This window comes from Pantoea sp. B550 (assembly GCF_024158165.1).
Taxonomy (GTDB): domain Bacteria; phylum Pseudomonadota; class Gammaproteobacteria; order Enterobacterales; family Enterobacteriaceae; genus Pantoea; species Pantoea alfalfae.
The window spans coordinates 2,144,577-2,161,381 of record NZ_JAMYXI010000003.1 but is presented as its reverse complement, the minus strand read 5'-3'; the positions used below and the strand labels follow the sequence as shown (position 1 = coordinate 2,161,381).

15 protein-coding genes are annotated in these 16,805 nt (G+C 56.3%); 6 read left to right on the top strand and 9 right to left on the bottom strand.

Annotated features, from left to right (window positions below; translation table 11 throughout):
- Positions 1 to 20: 20 nt before the first annotated feature.
- A complete protein-coding gene (metE, locus tag NIM72_RS13085) occupies positions 21 to 2,291 on the bottom strand; it encodes a 5-methyltetrahydropteroyltriglutamate--homocysteine S-methyltransferase (protein WP_253420685.1) in 2,271 nt (756 codons plus the stop codon).
- 144 nt (positions 2,292 to 2,435) lie between these two features.
- Between metE and metR the strand changes: the two genes are divergently transcribed.
- On the top strand, positions 2,436 to 3,362 hold the full coding sequence (gene metR, locus NIM72_RS13080) for an HTH-type transcriptional regulator MetR (RefSeq protein ID WP_161733921.1): 927 nt from the start codon (positions 2,436 to 2,438) through the stop codon (positions 3,360 to 3,362).
- A gap of 83 nt (positions 3,363 to 3,445) precedes the next feature.
- Complete coding sequence (locus NIM72_RS13075; protein ID WP_253420682.1) at positions 3,446 to 3,925, top strand: DUF1456 family protein; 480 nt, start codon at positions 3,446 to 3,448, stop codon at positions 3,923 to 3,925.
- 511 nt (positions 3,926 to 4,436) lie between these two features.
- On the opposite strand, the gene NIM72_RS13070 is transcribed toward NIM72_RS13075, so the two are convergent.
- Positions 4,437 to 5,300: a carboxylate/amino acid/amine transporter gene (locus tag NIM72_RS13070; RefSeq protein ID WP_222924749.1), complete on the bottom strand. Its 864-nt coding sequence runs from the start codon at positions 5,298 to 5,300 to the stop codon at positions 4,437 to 4,439.
- 374 nt (positions 5,301 to 5,674) lie between these two features.
- Here NIM72_RS13070 and glpT point away from each other — a divergent pair, with 374 nt between their 5' ends.
- Entirely contained in the window at positions 5,675 to 7,015 is a 1,341-nt protein-coding gene (gene glpT, locus NIM72_RS13065; protein ID WP_161733917.1) for a glycerol-3-phosphate transporter, read from the top strand.
- 46 nt (positions 7,016 to 7,061) lie between these two features.
- Here the strand turns inward: glpT and yigL are convergent, their stop codons facing one another.
- Complete coding sequence (gene yigL, locus NIM72_RS13060; protein ID WP_033784698.1) at positions 7,062 to 7,862, bottom strand: sugar/pyridoxal phosphate phosphatase YigL; 801 nt, start codon at positions 7,860 to 7,862, stop codon at positions 7,062 to 7,064.
- A 52-nt stretch (positions 7,863 to 7,914) separates the two neighbouring features.
- Positions 7,915 to 8,907 carry a lysophospholipase L2 gene (pldB, locus tag NIM72_RS13055; protein WP_253420678.1) on the bottom strand — a complete coding sequence of 331 codons (993 nt, stop codon included), beginning with the start codon at positions 8,905 to 8,907 and terminating at the stop codon, positions 7,915 to 7,917.
- A gap of 112 nt (positions 8,908 to 9,019) precedes the next feature.
- Between pldB and rhtB the strand changes: the two genes are divergently transcribed.
- Positions 9,020 to 9,643 (top strand): homoserine/homoserine lactone efflux protein, encoded by a 624-nt coding sequence (rhtB, locus tag NIM72_RS13050; RefSeq protein WP_161733913.1) that lies wholly within the window; start codon positions 9,020 to 9,022, stop codon positions 9,641 to 9,643.
- 69 nt (positions 9,644 to 9,712) lie between these two features.
- On the opposite strand, the gene NIM72_RS13045 is transcribed toward rhtB, so the two are convergent.
- The 4 genes from NIM72_RS13045 to pldA form a co-directional block, all read right to left on the bottom strand.
- Positions 9,713 to 10,522, bottom strand: a complete 810-nt coding sequence (locus NIM72_RS13045) for a DUF1460 domain-containing protein (RefSeq protein ID WP_253422095.1) — start codon at positions 10,520 to 10,522, stop codon at positions 9,713 to 9,715.
- 211 nt (positions 10,523 to 10,733) lie between these two features.
- Complete coding sequence (gene rhtC / locus NIM72_RS13040) at positions 10,734 to 11,357, bottom strand: threonine export protein RhtC (RefSeq protein ID WP_150013235.1); 624 nt, start codon at positions 11,355 to 11,357, stop codon at positions 10,734 to 10,736.
- 12 nt (positions 11,358 to 11,369) lie between these two features.
- Complete coding sequence (gene recQ, locus NIM72_RS13035) at positions 11,370 to 13,199, bottom strand: ATP-dependent DNA helicase RecQ (RefSeq protein ID WP_161733911.1); 1,830 nt, start codon at positions 13,197 to 13,199, stop codon at positions 11,370 to 11,372.
- Positions 13,200 to 13,223: 24 nt separating this feature from the next.
- Positions 13,224 to 14,102 carry a phospholipase A gene (gene pldA / locus NIM72_RS13030; RefSeq protein WP_061061281.1) on the bottom strand — a complete coding sequence of 293 codons (879 nt, stop codon included), beginning with the start codon at positions 14,100 to 14,102 and terminating at the stop codon, positions 13,224 to 13,226.
- Positions 14,103 to 14,296: 194 nt separating this feature from the next.
- On the opposite strand from pldA, the gene NIM72_RS13025 reads away from it, so the two are divergent.
- Positions 14,297 to 14,767: a thioesterase family protein gene (locus tag NIM72_RS13025; RefSeq protein ID WP_013359695.1), complete on the top strand. Its 471-nt coding sequence runs from the start codon at positions 14,297 to 14,299 to the stop codon at positions 14,765 to 14,767.
- Between the two features lie 23 nt (positions 14,768 to 14,790).
- Complete coding sequence (rarD, locus tag NIM72_RS13020) at positions 14,791 to 15,690, top strand: EamA family transporter RarD (protein ID WP_222924753.1); 900 nt, start codon at positions 14,791 to 14,793, stop codon at positions 15,688 to 15,690.
- Here the strand turns inward: rarD and NIM72_RS13015 are convergent.
- Positions 15,661 to 16,713 carry an AbrB family transcriptional regulator gene (locus NIM72_RS13015; RefSeq protein WP_161733907.1) on the bottom strand — a complete coding sequence of 351 codons (1,053 nt, stop codon included), beginning with the start codon at positions 16,711 to 16,713 and terminating at the stop codon, positions 15,661 to 15,663. The two genes, rarD and NIM72_RS13015, sit on opposite strands and share 30 nt — an antisense overlap.
- Positions 16,714 to 16,805: the final 92 nt, after the last annotated feature.

Sequence of the window (16,805 nt, the reverse complement as noted above, 5' to 3'; positions counted from 1 at the left end):
ATTGCCATCCGGTCCCATTCCTACGCCGTCTCACCACGCAATTTCTTTGCCGCCGTCACCATATTGGCCAGCGCCTGACGTGTTTCCGTCCAGCCACGCGTTTTCAGACCGCAGTCCGGGTTTACCCATAGACGCGCTTCCGGAATCCGTTTCGCCGCCTTCAGCAACAGCGCCTCTATCCACGCCACGCTGGGGACATTAGGCGAGTGAATGTCATAGACGCCGGGGCCGATTTCATTCGGGTAGTCGAAGTGTTCGAACGACTCCAGTAAGTCCATGTCAGACCGTGAGGTTTCAATCGTGATCACATCAGCATCCAGTGCAGCGATGGCGTCCATGATGTCGTTGAACTCGCAGTAACACATATGCGTATGAATCTGGGTTTCATCCCGCGCCACCGCCGCATTCAGCCGGAACGCCTCCACTGCCCAGTTCAGATAGTCTGCCCACTCAGACTGATGCAGTGGCAGACCTTCACGCAGTGCAGGCTCATCGATCTGAATAATACCAATGCCTGCTTTCTCAAGGTCTTCCACTTCGTCACGCAGCGCCAGCGCGATCTGCTTTGCGATAGTTTCCCGTGGCACATCTTCACGCGGGAATGACCAGCAGAGAATCGTCACCGGGCCGGTCAGCATTCCTTTTACCGGCTTGTCAGTCAGCGACTGAGCATATCGGGCCCACTCGACGGTAATCGCCTCTGGGCGACTGACATCGCCGATGATCACAGGCGGTTTCACACAGCGGGAACCGTAACTCTGTACCCAGCCATTCTGGGTAAAGACAAATCCCTCCAGATGCTCGCCGAAGTACTCAACCATGTCGTTACGTTCTGCTTCACCGTGAACCAGCACATCCAGTCCCAGCCGCTCCTGTTCGATGATCGCCTGTTTAATGTGCTCCGCGATGCCGGTGCGGTAATGATTACTGTCGAGACGGCCCTGCTTAAAATCGAGGCGCAGGCCGCGAATTTCAGTGGTCTGTGGAAAAGAACCGATCGTCGTGGTGGGCCAGGCGGGCAGATTGAAACGCTGACGCTGCAGAAGTGCCCGCACTGGGTAGGCGCTCAGACGTTCACTGTGCTGTGGCGTAATGGCCTGAAGACGCTGGCCTACCGCGGCATTATGCACACGGCGGGAATAAGCACGGGCGCGCACCGGTGCGCTCCAGGCCTCCAGCGAGGCGGGATCATTCGTGTTGAGTGCCTGACTCAGCAGCGAGAGCTCTGCACATTTTTGCAGCGCAAAGGCGAACCAGCTTTTGACTTCATCATCCAGCCGGGTCTCGACGCCGAGATCGATCGGACTGTGCAGCAGCGAGCAGGAGGAGCCAATCCACACCTGTTCACGCGCTCTGGTCAGCGGTTGCAGGCGACTGAACCAGCGGCTCAGATCGGCACGCCAGACGTTACGTCCGTTGATCACGCCAAGCGACAGCAGCCAGCTGGCGGGCAGTTGCTGATTCAGCTGCTCAATATCATCGCGGCCATGAACCAGATCGATATGCAGGCCCTGCACCGGCAGCGCACGAATCACATCAATGTTCTGTCCGATGCTGTCAAAATAGGTGGTCAGCAGCAGCTTACTGTTACCCTGCAGCGCGTCATACGTCGGCTGGAAGGCTTCGCGCCACGTCTGCGGCAGCTCCAGTGCCAGGGCGGGTTCATCAATCTGTACCCATTCGATGCCGCGCTTCGCCAGTTCTGCCAGCACCTGCTGGTAAACCGGCAGAATCCTTTCCAGCAGCGACAGACGTTCAAAGGGCTCACCTTTAACTTTACCCAGCCACAGATACGTCACCGGTCCCAGCAGCACCGGTTTGATGTTGTGGCCCAGCGCCAGCGCCTCATCCACCTCATCCAGCAGCTGAGTCCAGGTAAGTTTAAAGGTCTGGTCCTGAGTAAATTCCGGCACCATGTAGTGATAGTTGGTGTTAAACCATTTCGTCATTTCTGCCGCCGCCGCAGGCTCGCCAGTCGGCGCACGACCGCGCCCCAGACGAAACAGCGTGTCGAGATCAACGGTCCCCTCTTTGTTCTGATGACGCGTGGGTATGTTGCCCAGCAGCAGGCTGGTAGTCAGCACATGATCATACCAGGCAAAATCGCCGACCGGCAGCAGATCGACGCCCGCCTCTTTCTGTTGTTGCCAGTGTCGCGCACGCAGCTCGCGGCCCGTCTCCAGTAAGGCCTGCTGCGTGCTGTCGCCTGCCCAGTAACGCTCCAGTGCTTTTTTCAGTTCACGGCGCAGGCCAATTCGGGGAAAGCCGAGGGTATGGTTGAGGATAGTCATGTGCTGTTCTCCAGATAATCTTTCACTTTGGCTTAAATGGGCAGCCAAAGATGTTTAGCCGTCCAGATGTTTACACTGCTATACTCTGCGGGTACTGTATGTTGCTCAAGCGCAATATGTTCATTTTCGATGTGAAGGACTCTCATGATCGAACTCAAGCACCTGCGGACGCTTCAGGCTCTGCGCAATACGGGATCGCTGGCGGCGGCGGCAGCCCAGCTTCATCAGACGCAGTCGGCGTTGTCTCACCAGTTCAGCGATCTGGAGCAGCGGCTGGGATTCCGCCTGTTCGTCCGTAAAAGTCAGCCACTGCGCTTTACGCCGCAGGGCGATATTCTGCTGCAGCTGGCAGAGCAGGTGCTGCCGCAGATTCAGCAGGCGTTGCAGGCCTGCCATGAGCCGCATCAGACCACGCTGCGGGTGGCGATTGAGTGTCACAGCTGCATTCAGTGGCTGACCCCGGCGCTGGATAAATTCCGTCAGAGCTGGCCGCAGGTGGTGATGGATTTTAAATCGGGCGTGACCTTTGATCCGCAGCCTGCTCTGCAGCAGGGTGAGCTGGATGTGGTGCTGACCTCCGACATTCTGGCGCGCTCGGGCCTGTTCTACTCACCGATGTTTGATTATGAAGTACGGCTGGTACTGGCGACGGATCACCCGCTGGCCCAGGTTGAGCAGATTTCGCCGGAAGATTTAGCCGATGAAGTGCTGATGATCTATCCGGTGCAGCGTCAGCGTCTGGATATCTGGCGTCACTTCCTGCAGCCCGCTGGCGTCAGCCCGGCCCTGAAAAGTGTGGATAATACCCTGCTGATGATTCAGATGGTGTCGGCACGGATGGGGATTGCCGCACTGCCGCACTGGGTGGTAGAGAGTTTTGAGAAGCAGGGTCTGGTCGTCACGCGCACACTAGGTGATGGACTTTGGAGCCGTCTTTATGCGGCCGTGCGCGAAGGAGAACAGCGTCAGCCGGTGCTGGAAGCCTTTATCCGCTTTGCCCGACAGCACGCCTGTGAGCATCTGCCGTTTGTGCGTGACGCCGCGCGGCCTGGTGCCGTGTTACAGCGGTAATCCGACGGACACAAACCTGCGCGAACGCGGGCAAAATCCCCTATAATGCGCAGCCTGTCGACTGACCATGAGAAGATCTCACCATGACTAACAATGATATTCTGCGCAGCGTGCGCTACATGCTCAACCTGAGCGATGCCAAAATGGTGGAGATTTTTGCGCTGTCACAATGTGACGTGCCGCTGGCGGATATTCAGGCGTGGCTGAAAAAAGATGACGATGCTGCGTTCCGTCCCTGCCCCGATGTGCTGATGGGTTATTTCCTGAATGGCCTGATCTTCTACCGTCGCGGCAAAAGTGAAGATGCGCCCGCGCCGTCGATTGAGCGCAAGATGACCAATAACATCTTCATGAGAAAGCTGCGTATCGCTTTTGATCTGAAAACCACCGACATTCCTGATGTACTGAAGCGCGTGAATTTTACCGTTTCACAGGCTGAGATTGGTGCGATTTTCCGCAAACCTGATCATAAGAACTACCGCGAATGCGGCGATCAGATTCTGCGTAACTTCCTGAAAGGGCTGGCGATGATTCAGCGCCCTAAGAGTGAGAAGCCTGCTTAACGTCTGTGGCTGATCGCTTCGGGTACCTGCGTGGTCAGAAGTGGCGCATCTGATCGCAAAGAAAGCCTGCATCCATGCAGCACGGCCTCGCCATCCCTGGCTCGGACGCTTTGCTCCTCAGTTGCGCCACCTCTTCCCTCAAGCTTCTTCATGTCTTTTTAATCAGCAACACCAGGCCAGCTCTGGGGAGTGAAAGCGGGTCATCGGTGGAGCGTTCGTCGCAGGGGGAAAAAGCGCCGGGGGCATTTCTGAACCATCCTGTAAGATTCCTTCGCGATCGCATACGCCAGCTCCATCGCGAATGCTCTACGTTTCAGCGACCCATCCCCTCCTTCATATTCGCTCTGAGCCCCTGGTTCTACTGCGATGATGCTGTTAAGTCTCCAGGGCTGGCGCGTCAGAAGAGCGAAGCGTCCGGGCCAAGAATGGCCCGGCCGATCCACAGGGATGTGAGATTCCTTCGCGATCGGACGCGCCAGCCCGGGAGGCCGCACCCATGCAACAGCCCTGTTTATGACAGGTCACCGCGCCCCACTACCCAGCGCTTATGCACCCACAGCGAGGCGAGGATCACCAGTGCGCCCGCAATAAAGCTTGGCCAGTGCGGTTTCTCCTGCCAGATAGCCAGATTCACCAGCAGCCCGGCAGGCACGTGCATGTTATTCATAATGCCCAGCGTACCGGCATCAACCTGCGTCGCACCGTAGTTCCACATAAAATAGCCGAGACCGGAAGCCGCAACGCCCAGCCAGACCAGAATGCCCCACTGCAATGAGGTGGTCGGCAATTTCTGCGGATTGCCCCAGGCACACCAGGCGATCACCGCAATCAACACCGCCCCCAGGTAGAACCATGAGAAGGCCGTGTGCTGCGGCATCGGACGGGTCTCCTGCAGACGTTTATAGCCCACCATGCCAGCCGCGAAGCAGATGTTTGCCAGTTGCACTAACAGCAGACCGAACCAGAAATGATCGCTGACTTTGTCATAGCGAATAATGGCCGCGCCAGCCACCGCCAGCAGCGCACTAAAGATATAGCCGATGCGCAGTGGACGACGGCTGATCAGATCGTAAATCAGCGTCACATAAAGCGGCGTCATCACCGTAAACAGCAGGAATTCTGACACGCTAAGGTAGAGATAGGCTTCGAAGCTCAGCAGATACATCACCCCCAGTTGCAGCATCCCCACCAGCATATAAAGCAGCAGCGTTGAAAGGCGATGACCACGCCAGCGCAGGAAAGGCAAAAACACCAGCGCAGCCAGCGCCAGCCGCATCAGCACAGAGAACCAGCTATCCACCTGGCCAGCGAGATATTCGCCAATCAGGCTGAACGAAAATGCCCACAGAATGGTGGTAATAATCAATAAAAACACGGCGACGACCCCGAAATTAACAGGCCGTCAGTGTAAACAATGTGCCGCCGTCAGGCTGTGAAATCTGGTTGACATCTGATTATAAACCAGGCAATTAAAAAGCCTCCCGGACAGCCTGCTTACACTTCCTGACATAAAAGTCGAAAGAATAGGTTTTCAGCCACATAAAATGCGCGAAATGATCCATCAGATGATCGCTTCCGCTCCTCATTGTAATAAAACTGTAACAAATGTGTCATTCATCACAGTAACGTTGCGCAACTAACACTATTCTTTGCGCGAAATGGAACATTATGCATCCATTTTGTTCTGCACTTTCCTGCTCCAACCTGCCGGGAATTAAAAACCATAATGTGCCCTGGAGGGCCTCACTGATGCTGAGCATTTTTAAACCTGCACCACGTCAGCCTCAGGTGGCGGAGGATCACGTTGATCCGCTCTACCGTCGTCTGCGCTGGCAAATTTTCATCGGGATCTTCTTTGGTTACGCCGCCTACTATCTGGTCAGAAAAAACTTCGCACTCGCCATGCCCTATCTGGTGGAGCAGGGTTTTTCACGTGGCGATCTCGGTTTTGCCCTGTCCGGCATCTCCATTGCCTACGGCTTTTCAAAATTCATCATGGGATCGGTCTCTGACCGCTCAAACCCGCGCGTCTTCTTACCGGCAGGCCTGATTCTGGCCGCAGCTGTGATGCTGATCATGGGATTCGTCCCCTGGGCGACCTCCAGCATCATGGTGATGTTTGTGCTGCTGTTTATCTGCGGCTGGTTCCAGGGCATGGGCTGGCCTCCGTGTGGACGAACCATGGTTCACTGGTGGTCGCAGAAGGAGCGAGGAAGGATTGTCTCGGTCTGGAACTGTGCGCATAACGTGGGCGGCGGTATTCCGCCTCTGCTGTTCCTGCTCGGTATGGCGTGGTTCAACGACTGGAAAGCGGCACTTTACATGCCCGCGTTTGGCGCGATTGCCATTGCGATTCTGGCCTTTGCGCTAATGCGCGACACGCCGCAATCCTGTGGTCTGCCACCGATTGAAGAGTACAAAAACGACTATCCGCCCGACTACGATGCCAGTCACGAAGAGGAGCTGACGGCAAAACAGATCTTCATGAAGTATGTGCTGCCGAACAAGCTGCTGTGGTACATCGCGCTGGCCAACGTGTTTGTCTATCTGCTGCGCTACGGCATCCTCGACTGGTCACCAACCTATCTGCGCGAAGTCAAACACTTCACGCTGGATAAGTCGTCGTGGGCCTACTTCCTCTATGAATATGCGGGGATTCCGGGAACGCTGCTGTGTGGCTGGATGTCGGACAAAGTGTTTCGCGGTAATCGCGGTGCGACCGGGGTGTTCTTTATGACGCTGGTGACCATCGCGACCGTGATCTACTGGCTCAACCCCGCGGGCAATCCTGGCGTCGACATGGCCTGCATGATCGTGATTGGCTTCCTGATCTACGGTCCGGTGATGCTGATTGGTCTGCATGCGCTGGAACTGGCACCGAAAAAAGCGGCGGGGACAGCGGCGGGCTTCACCGGCCTGTTCGGCTACCTCGGCGGTTCGGTCGCGGCCAGCGCCATTGTCGGTTACACCGTCGATTACTTCGGCTGGGATGGCGGCTTCATGGTGATGATTGCGGGCTGTGTGCTGGCGGTTATTCTGCTGTTACTGACTATGGTCAGCGAACACAATCACAAAAAGACCCCTGCCTGACGGCAATAAAAAAGGGCCGGATACCGGCCCTTTTTACGCTAACGGCTTAAGCCAGATAGAGCGTGCGCAACGTCTGCGGCACCGCATCATCAGCATTTGAACCGATCACATCCAGCTCCGGCAGCGTATCTTTCAACCGTTGATGGGCGTTCTGCATGATATAGCCCTTACCTGCCATGCTCAGCATCTCCACATCATTCATACCGTCGCCGAAGGCAATGCAGCTTTCCAGTGAATGGCCCAGCGTTTTCGCAACCGCTTCCAGCGCATGGCCTTTCGACACGCCGCCCGCCATGACTTCCAGACAGGTTGGCAGCGAGAAACTGACGTTAACCCGATCGCCCCAGCGCGCTTCAATTGCCTGCTCCATGGGGATCAGATGCTCAGGGTTTTCGCAGGTGAAAAAGACCTTGCTGATGTTGCTGGTTGGCAGCAGACCTGGCTCGTAGACCTGATAGTTGAACACGGACTCGCGGAAATAGTCCTGCTCAGCCGGACTTGAACGGCTGACAAACCACTCATCGTCGCGGTAAACGTGGGTCAGAATATCGCTGTGATGATATTGCAGGCCAAACAGGTCGCTGGCGATATCCTCATCCAGATTATGACTGAACACCAGCTCGCCCTCTGCATTGTGCACGCGCGCACCGTTTGAGGTAATCATATAGGCCGGAATCGCCAGGCTGTCGCGCATCTGTCCGACATCGATATGATGACGACCGGTGGCGAAGACAAAGTGAATATCCTTAGCGACCAGCTGCTGCAGCGTTTCACGTGCAAAAGGGGTCAGGCGATGTTCGGGAGAAAGCAGCGTGCCATCCAGATCGGATGCAACGATGTGATACATGAAAACCTCGGGTATCTGTTTCTGCCGGTTTTTACCGGTCGGATAAATAACGTCAGTGATGCGATGAAAAAAAGTCGACCACTGCATTGAGTGCTTCGGCACGCATCTCATCTTTTTCAAACAGGATCTCGTGACGCGCGCCGTCGATCACCCGTGGTTTATTACCTTCACACGGATAACCCGCAGCAGCCATCGCGGCACAAAACAGGTCCTGCGAACGATTGTCGACCACCCGATCATCGCTGGCCTGTAACAACAGCAGCGGCGTCGTGATCTTATCAACCTGACTGATGATGTTGCGCCCCGCATGGATGCCTTCACGTACCCAATGGTAGGTCGGCCCACCCACACGAATCGCCGGATCGTCCGCATAAAAACGCAGGTTACGCCGGTAACGCTCGGCGCTATGGGTCAGCCGGTTAATGCCAAACGGATGCGCGCGCCAGCGTCCGGTGCCGAGCGCATAGCCATCGCGTAAGGCTGGACGTTTCTCCGCCCAGTCCAGGATCCGATGGGCCAGAAAAGAGGGCAGCGGTAAGGCGATGCCAAACATGGGTGCCACCAGCGCCACTGCATGAAATGCCTGCGGCTGACGCGCCAGAAACAGCGTTAAGATTGCGCCACCCATTGAGTGAGCCAGCGCATAGCGCTGCTGGTAGTGACCGCTGACAATCTCTTTCAGATAGAGCGTTTCAAGATCGTCCACGTAATGCGTAAATTCCGCCACGTGACCACGGTGTGAATCTTCCAGCAGGCGATCGGAACGCCCCTGACCGCGATGATCGAGGATCACCACATCAAATCCGCAGTGAAAAAGATCGTACGCCAGCTCAGGATATTTTATGTAACTCTCGATGCGTCCCGGCACAATCAGGATCACACGCTTATGTTGCGGCGATGTGAAGCGGACATAGCGCAGTGTCAGATTACCCACGCCGGTAAACTCTAGCTCCTCACGACTGTGCCAGAAATCGAGCAGCGGCCCGGTGGCGAAGGCAGCAAAGGCTTTTTCTCGTCGCAGCCAACTGGCTTTGTGTTGATTCATTCGCCCTCCTGATGACCGGATACAGAGTCCTGAATGCCCTGCGCATGCCATAGCGCCGCGCTTATTTCTGGCGTATTGTGTCACAAATCCGCGACTAAAGAGAGCCTGACCCATGACCATCGAATGGTGGCTGACCTACCTGCTTACCACCACAATTCTCAGCCTGTCGCCCGGTTCCGGCGCAATCAATACCATGAGTACCGGTATCAGCCATGGCTATCGCGGCACAGTAGCCTCGATCACGGGTTTGCAGGTTGGCCTGGCGCTGCACATCGTGCTGGTCGGCATCGGACTGGGTGCGCTGTTTTCTCAGTCGCTGCTGGCGTTTGAAATCCTGAAGTGGGCCGGTGCGGCCTATCTGGTCTGGCTGGGTATTCAGCAGTGGCGCTCAGCAGGTGGCATCGATCTTGATGCGGTCGCCAAAGCGATGCCGCGTCGTCGCCTGTTCAAACGCGCCGTGCTGGTTAACCTGACCAACCCGAAAAGCATCGTCTTTCTGGCTGCCCTGTTCCCGCAGTTTATCCAGCCACATCAGCCGCTGTTTATGCAGTATCTGGTGCTGGGTGTGACCACGGTGGTGGTCGATATCATCGTAATGATTGGCTACGCAACGCTGGCCACACACATTGCTGGCTGGATTAAAGGGCCAAAGCAGATGAAGTTAATGAACCGCATTTTTGGTGGACTGTTTATGGCGGTGGGCGCACTGCTGGCCAGCGCCAGAAAAATCGCTTAACACTTTTTGCGCCGACACACTGAGGTCGGCGCGAACACTCCCTGTTTAACCCCTTCTTCCCGGGCACCATTAAGGCGCAGTCAGCGGCACCGCACGTAATACAATGATGCCCGACTTCGACTGCATATATTCCCTGAACGGCACATCGACAACTTTGCGATTAGCGGCCAGTGATGAAGCGTTCCTGAACCACCATTTCCCATCATGCCGGACGGCAATCCCGGCATGCGAGACATCCAGCCCCTGAGCGGGCGTGTAAACCCCAATGTAATCGCCAGTCTGGATCTGCTTCAACACCTTTGATGTGATTGCCCGGGCCGGAATATAGGTAATGCGGCGAGGAATCACACCCAGACCGGGCAGCCTTTCTTTTCCGCTGGCCTGACGATTCAGTTGCTTCACTACCGTTACCGCATTCGGACTAAGGGTGCCGGTTACGTCATCGGCATTGCGTGGGCTAACGGCAGACCAGTCGGTAAAAAAGTGGCGACGCTGCAGGTAACTGACCTCACCGCCAGCGTAGCGGGTCCGAATCAGGCTGGCCTCAAAGCTGGCGCGGTCGTGGCTGCGGCTTAGCGCCTGGACGTAATCAAGCAGTGTAAAGCAATCCACACCGTTGAAATTGATCACCAGCGCTTCCGGCGTATCGGGCGATCCGATCAGCGTATCGGCCTGGTAGGGCGTACCGAGAAACGCGGCGGAAATCTGGCTAATCCTCTCGCCCTGCGGCTGCTCTGACGCCGGAGGTATCTGCGCCAGAATAGCCGGGACACTCTCTACTTTCGCCGGATCAGGGGCACGGTAATGGGCAGCATCAGGCGAGGCGCAGGCGCTGATACAGGCGGTGATGAAAAACAGCAACAGGGGTTTTACTCGCATCATCATCTCCATGAAAAAATAGTCCGTTGGTACGACCATACCGGAGGTGATGGTTTCATTAATTAACGAATGGTGACTATTTATCTGCAGTTGCAACAGAGAGGCATCATCGGGTGCAGATTGTGACAGTCGTCACGCAGATGACGTTCAGAGGGAGCGGCAGGAGGTGGAATGACTGCCGGATGCGCAGCGCGCCCTCCGGCATAAGGGCTTAACGCGAAATAATCAGGTGGATACCAAAACCGGCGAACAGCACGCCAGCCATACCATCCACCCACTTCGCCAGCCGCTGATACTTCGCGCGGATCCATGGCAGCGCAAAGATAGCCGCCACCAGGGTAAACCAGGCAAAGGTTTCACCGACAATCAGCAGGAACAGACCCCAGCGCTCTGCTGAGCCGACATCATCACCCACAAATAGCGAGAAGACGCTGCCGAAGTAGATAATCGCTTTAGGATTCGACAGGTTGGTCAGCAGGCCCTTGAGAAAGCTCATGCCGCGTTTCGGCAGCTCTACCACCGGCTCATCCTGCTGCGGCTGCCTATGACGCTGACGCGCCGAGCGCATCAGTTGCCAGCCCATCCAGAGCAGATAGAGGCCACCGCCAACCATAATAATCTGATGCAGCCACGCCATTTTTTCCAGGATCAGATGCAGGCCCATCAGCGCCACGCCTGCCCAGACCACAATACCCAGGGTAATGCCCAGCACACCCATCATCGCCTCTTTGCGCGATCGGCTGGCGGCGGTCTGTGAGACAAAAAAGAAGTCGGGGCCGGGGCTCATCAGCGCCACCAGATGTACCAGCGCCACGGTTGCGAATAACATCAGCATGATTAGTGTCCTTTACTCTTCATCATCAAGATGCTCTTTGATCATCACCAGGAAGGGTTTGCCAAAGCGCTCCAGTTTGCGGTGACCCACGCCGTTAACGCTAAGCATCTCGGACGCGCTGACCGGCATCTGTTCTGCCATCTCTATCAGTGTGGCGTCATTGAACACCACGTAAGGCGGAATATTCTCTTCATCGGCGATTGCTTTTCGCAGCTTACGCAGTTTGGCGAACAGTTTGCGATCGTAGTTACCACCGTGAAACTTCGCCGGACCGCTGCTCTTTGTTTTCGCGGTAATTAAACGCGGCACCGCCAGCATCAGTGGCACTTCACCGCGCAGGACCGGTCGTGCTGCTTCGGTCAGTTGCAAAGCCGAATGCATAGCGATGTTCTGCGTTACCAGCCCCAGATGGATTAACTGACGTAACACGCTGACCCAGTGTTCGTGGCTCTGATCTTTGCCCAGTCCATAGACCGGCAGCTTGTCATGGCCCTGCTCACGGATACGCTGGTTGTTGGACCCGCGTAGCACCTCAACGATATAGCCCATGCCGAACCGCTGGCCCACGCGATAGATGCCGGAAAGCGCTTTTTGCGCTTCAACCAGGCCGTCATACCGTTTTGGCGGATCAAGGCAGATATCGCAGTTGTCACACGGCTGCTGGCGACCCTCGCCAAAGTAATTCAGCAGCACCAGGCGGCGGCAGGTCTGCGCTTCAGCAAACGCGCCCATCGCGTTGAGCTTGTGGCGCTCAATATCCTGCAATGGCCCCGGCACTTTTTCTTCCAGGCATTTACGCAGCCAGGCCATATCGGCCGGGTCGTAAAGCATCATCGCTTCGGCGGGCAGACCATCACGTCCGGCTCGTCCGGTTTCCTGATAATAGGATTCGATGTTGCGCGGAATATCAAAGTGGACCACAAAACGGACGTTGGGCTTGTTGATGCCCATGCCAAAAGCCACAGTTGCCACTACGATTTGCAGATCGTCACGCTGGAACGCTTCCTGCACGCGGGCACGCTGTTCGCTGTCGATTCCGGCATGATACGCCCCGACGCTGAATCCACGGCTTTGCAGTCGCGCGGCGGTGTCTTCCACCTTCGCCCGACTGTTGCAGTAGATAATGCCGCATTTGCCGCGCTGATCCTGAACGTAGCGCAGCAGCTGATCGGTGGGTTTGAATTTTTCCACCAGCGTGTAGCGAATATTGGGGCGGTCAAAGCTGCTGATCTGAATCAGCGGATCCTGCATGTGCAGCAGATTAACGATGTCGTTGCGGGTGGTTTCGTCCGCCGTCGCCGTCAATGCCATGACCGGTAATTCCGGGAAGCGCTGACGCATCTTCCCGAGTGCACCATATTCCGGACGGAAATCGTGGCCCCACTGTGAAATACAGTGCGCCTCATCCACCGCCAGCATCGCCGGTTGCCAGTGCGCCAGACTGTCCAGGAAGTTATCCATCATCAGGCGTTCAGGGGCGATGTAGAGCAGCTTAACCCGGCCGGTACGACAGTCAGCCATCACCGTCTGCTGCTGCTCGCGCGTCATGGTGGAGTTGAGATAGGCTGCCGCCACGCCGTTCGCCAGCAACTGATCGACCTGATCTTTCATCAGTGAGATCAGCGGCGACACCACCAGTGTCAGCCCTTCGCGCACCAGCGCCGGAATCTGATAACAGAGCGATTTACCGCCGCCAGTGGGCATCACCACCAGACAGTCGCGCCCGCTCAGCGCCTGATTAATGATCGTCTGCTGACCGGGACGAAACTGCTGGTAGCCGAAGGTGTCCTGCAATACCTGCTGCGCCAGCGTTTCCTGATTAAGAACTGCCGAGGTTGCCACGCGATTCCTGTCTTACGTTAGGGATTAGAACAAGTCGTTAAGCGTTACACCCACACCCAGACGTGTCTGGCGATGGTTGTAATCGATCAGTGATTCACCGTAGCCGCTAAACACCTGAGTATAGAAGCGGACGTGTTCACTGATAGGGTAGCTCCAGCCCATTGTCGCGCCGCCATAACCGCTGTTCCAGTTATAGTTGCCCTCTACGCTGAAGATACTGTCGCCGAACTTATAGCCCAGCCGGGTGCGGTAGTAACCCATATATTTGGTGATGTCGGGATTATCATCGCTGCTCGCCCCTTCAGGGATACGATACCAGGGTTTGATTTCCGCCAGGAAGTTACCGTTCTCCGCCATCAGACGCGCATAGACACGGTTCCAGCTGCGTGAAGTCGGGTCACTTCGTCCATTAGATTGGTGATTCAGACCCAGTTCGACATCACGCAGCGTCCAGCCACCCAGCGAGTAGTCGGTCGCCCAGCCCAGAAAAATCTGCGGCTCATAGTTGGTCTCACGGAAAGGTGATGACTCAGCACTATTTGACAGCTGCCACCAGGAACGCTGGGTGTAAGAGGCTGCCAGCACCGAGTTGTCGCCCAGAATACCGCGCCACAGCGGAAACGCCAGGCTGAGCTGGAATTTCACTTCATCTTTGCGAGCGTTTTCACCCCAGTTATAGGAGGAGATCGCCTCTTTATTGAGGTCGCTGGTATAGGTGTAGAGCAGATAGTTGTTCTCGTAAGGATAGAGAACAAACGGGTTATCATGCTTCTCCAGCAGGTTAGCAATAATGCTGCCCTGAACCTGTGGCGCGTCATGAACCTCTTTAATCCGGGCTTCATCCGCCTGCGCCAGCGCAGGAAATATCAACATTGCCGCCAGCAAGGCGCGATGCTTACGCATAAAATTCTCCGGTGAACAGCTGCGTATCAGAATAACTGAAAGGGTGTTGTAAAAAGCAGGCCATTCTACACGCAAATGGCAGCGAGCATGAGTGCTGTTTTCTTAAACTGGAAACACCCTCGCAGGCGGCATAGAATACACAACTCATTCATGTTCCGCGCCCCTCTGGCCCGATTTTTTCAGGACACATCATCATGTCATCACCCGTGCTGACACCGCAGGACGCTCGCCAGCTGGTCGGCGAAATTTTTGTTTATCACATGCCATTTAATCAGGCGTTAGGCCTGGAGCTGATGCGCCTTGACGCAGACTACGCAGAGATCAGCTTCAATAACAAAACCATGCTGGTGGGCAACCAGGCCCAGCAGATTCTGCATGGTGGTGTTATTGCGTCGGTACTCGATGTGGCAGCGGGGATGGTCTGCGTCAGCAATGCGTTAACCCGTCAGGAGAGCATCAGCGAAGCGGATCTGCGCCAGCGTTTGTCACGTATGGGCACCATCGATATGCGCGTTGACTATCTGCGTCCCGGACGCGGCGAACGCTTCACCGCCACCAGCAGCCTGCTGCGTGCCGGTAACAAAGTCGCCGTGGCACGCGTGGAACTGCATAATCAACAGGGCGATTACATCGCCACGGCTACCGCCACCTATCTTATCGGCTAACTATGCCACTGAATGGATCGCATATGGATACGCAACAAACCCGCCAGGGCATTGGCTTTGCACTGGGCGCCTACTTTATCTGGGGCATTGCGCCCGCCTATTTCAAGCTGGTCAAACAGGTTCCCGCCACAGAAATCATGACGCACCGGGTAATCTGGTCGGCACTTTTTATGGTGTTGCTGATTACCCTGAGCCGAAGCTGGCCCGGCGTGCGAGGCGTGCTGCGTCAGCCTAAAAAAGTGCTGCTGCTGGCGCTGACGGCCGTGACTATCGGCGGCAACTGGCTGCTGTTTATCTGGGCAGTCAACAATCAGCATATGCTGGAAGCCAGCCTGGGCTACTTTATTAACCCGCTGATCAACGTGGTGTTCGGCATGCTGTTTTTGCGCGAACGGTTTCGCCGCCTGCAATGGCTCGCCGTGCTGCTGGCCACCGTCGGCGTGCTGGTGCAGCTGTGGCAGTTTGGATCGTTGCCAGTTATCGCGCTGGGGCTGGCCCTGAGCTTTGCCGTTTATGGTCTGATGCGCAAAAAGATCCAGGTCGATGCACAGAGCGGCATGCTGATTGAGACCCTGTGGCTGTTTCCGCTGGCAGCCATTTATCTGTTTGGCTTTGCCGACAGCGCCACCAGTCATTTATCGGCGAACCCGCTGAGTCTCAACCTGAAGCTGATCGCAGCGGGCATTGTGACCACCATTCCACTGATGCTGTTTGCGGCGGCCTGCAGCCGGCTGCGCCTCTCTACGGTCGGTTTCTTTCAGTATCTCGGCCCGACGCTGATGTTTGTGCTGGCGGTGGTGTTTTACGGTGAAACCATCACGCCAGACAAGATGGTAACCTTCGGCTTTATCTGGCTGGCGCTGCTGGTGTTTGTCTGCGATGCGGTAGCGTTTTCATTCCGTTCCCGCGCGCGCATAGCGTGAAATAAAGCGCGCTAAAGCCGGGCCGGTCAACAGGATGGTAAAGAGACGCAACGTCTGCATCGCCATCACAAATGCCATGTTGACCTGGGTTCCCGCAGCAATAATCGCCACTGTGTCCAGCCCGCCTGGACTGGTGGCGAGATAGGCCGTCATCAGATCGATATCCAGCATGCGCGTCAATATCCACGCCAGCCCGCCACACAACAGCATCAGCCCGAAGATTGAGGCCAGCATCTGCGGCAGCGTGCGCAGTGCCAGCAGAAAGATCGGGCGAGTGAAACGCAATCCCACGCTCCAGCCAATCAGCGCATAGGCCACGGCCAGTAGCCACTCCGGCACCTGTAACACTGCGATATGGCTGCTGTTCAGTACCGCCCCCGCCAGCGCGGGCAGCAGCAGCGCGCCAGAAGGAATGCGCAGTCGTGTCCCCAGCCACGCGCCGGCCAGCATCACCATCAGCGTAATCGCAAAGCCATAATTCAGCACGGGAAACCAGAGCAGCGAAACGCTGTGCGCTTCATCGCCCAGCCCGATGCGCGCGACCAGCGCGGCCGCCGAGGCGACAAACAGTACCCGCAGATACTGCATAAACGCCACCAGTCTCACGTCAGCGCCAAAGTCCCCCGCCATTGCTACCATTGCCGAAGCACCGCCCGGTGACGAGCCCCATGCGCCGGTCGGGCCAGGCAGATGACTGAAGCGAACCAGCAGAAAACCCGACAGGCCGCTGGCGGCCAGCGTCAGCAGCAGCACCGCCAGCACGATTGGCCACTCCTGAACCAGCGGTGTCAGAATCGAAGGCGACAGGCTCTGCGCAATCATGCAACCCAGCACCGCCTGAGCAAGCAGGAAGAATCGTTTATCAATTCGCAGTGTGGCTCCTGACAGGCCCATCACCACACCTACAATCATCGGTCCCAGTAGCAGCGCGGCGGGTACATGAAAATAATGCAGCACCGCGCCCAGTAGTACCGAGATCAGCAGCAGTAGCGTCCACTGCGCGCGCAACGAAAAAGCGTCCATAAAAAGTTAATAATTTGTAAAAACAGGAGGGTAAGATTACGCAGAAATGGGGACAGGAGCCAGCAGAACGGGCCATCTGAGATGGCCCGTGG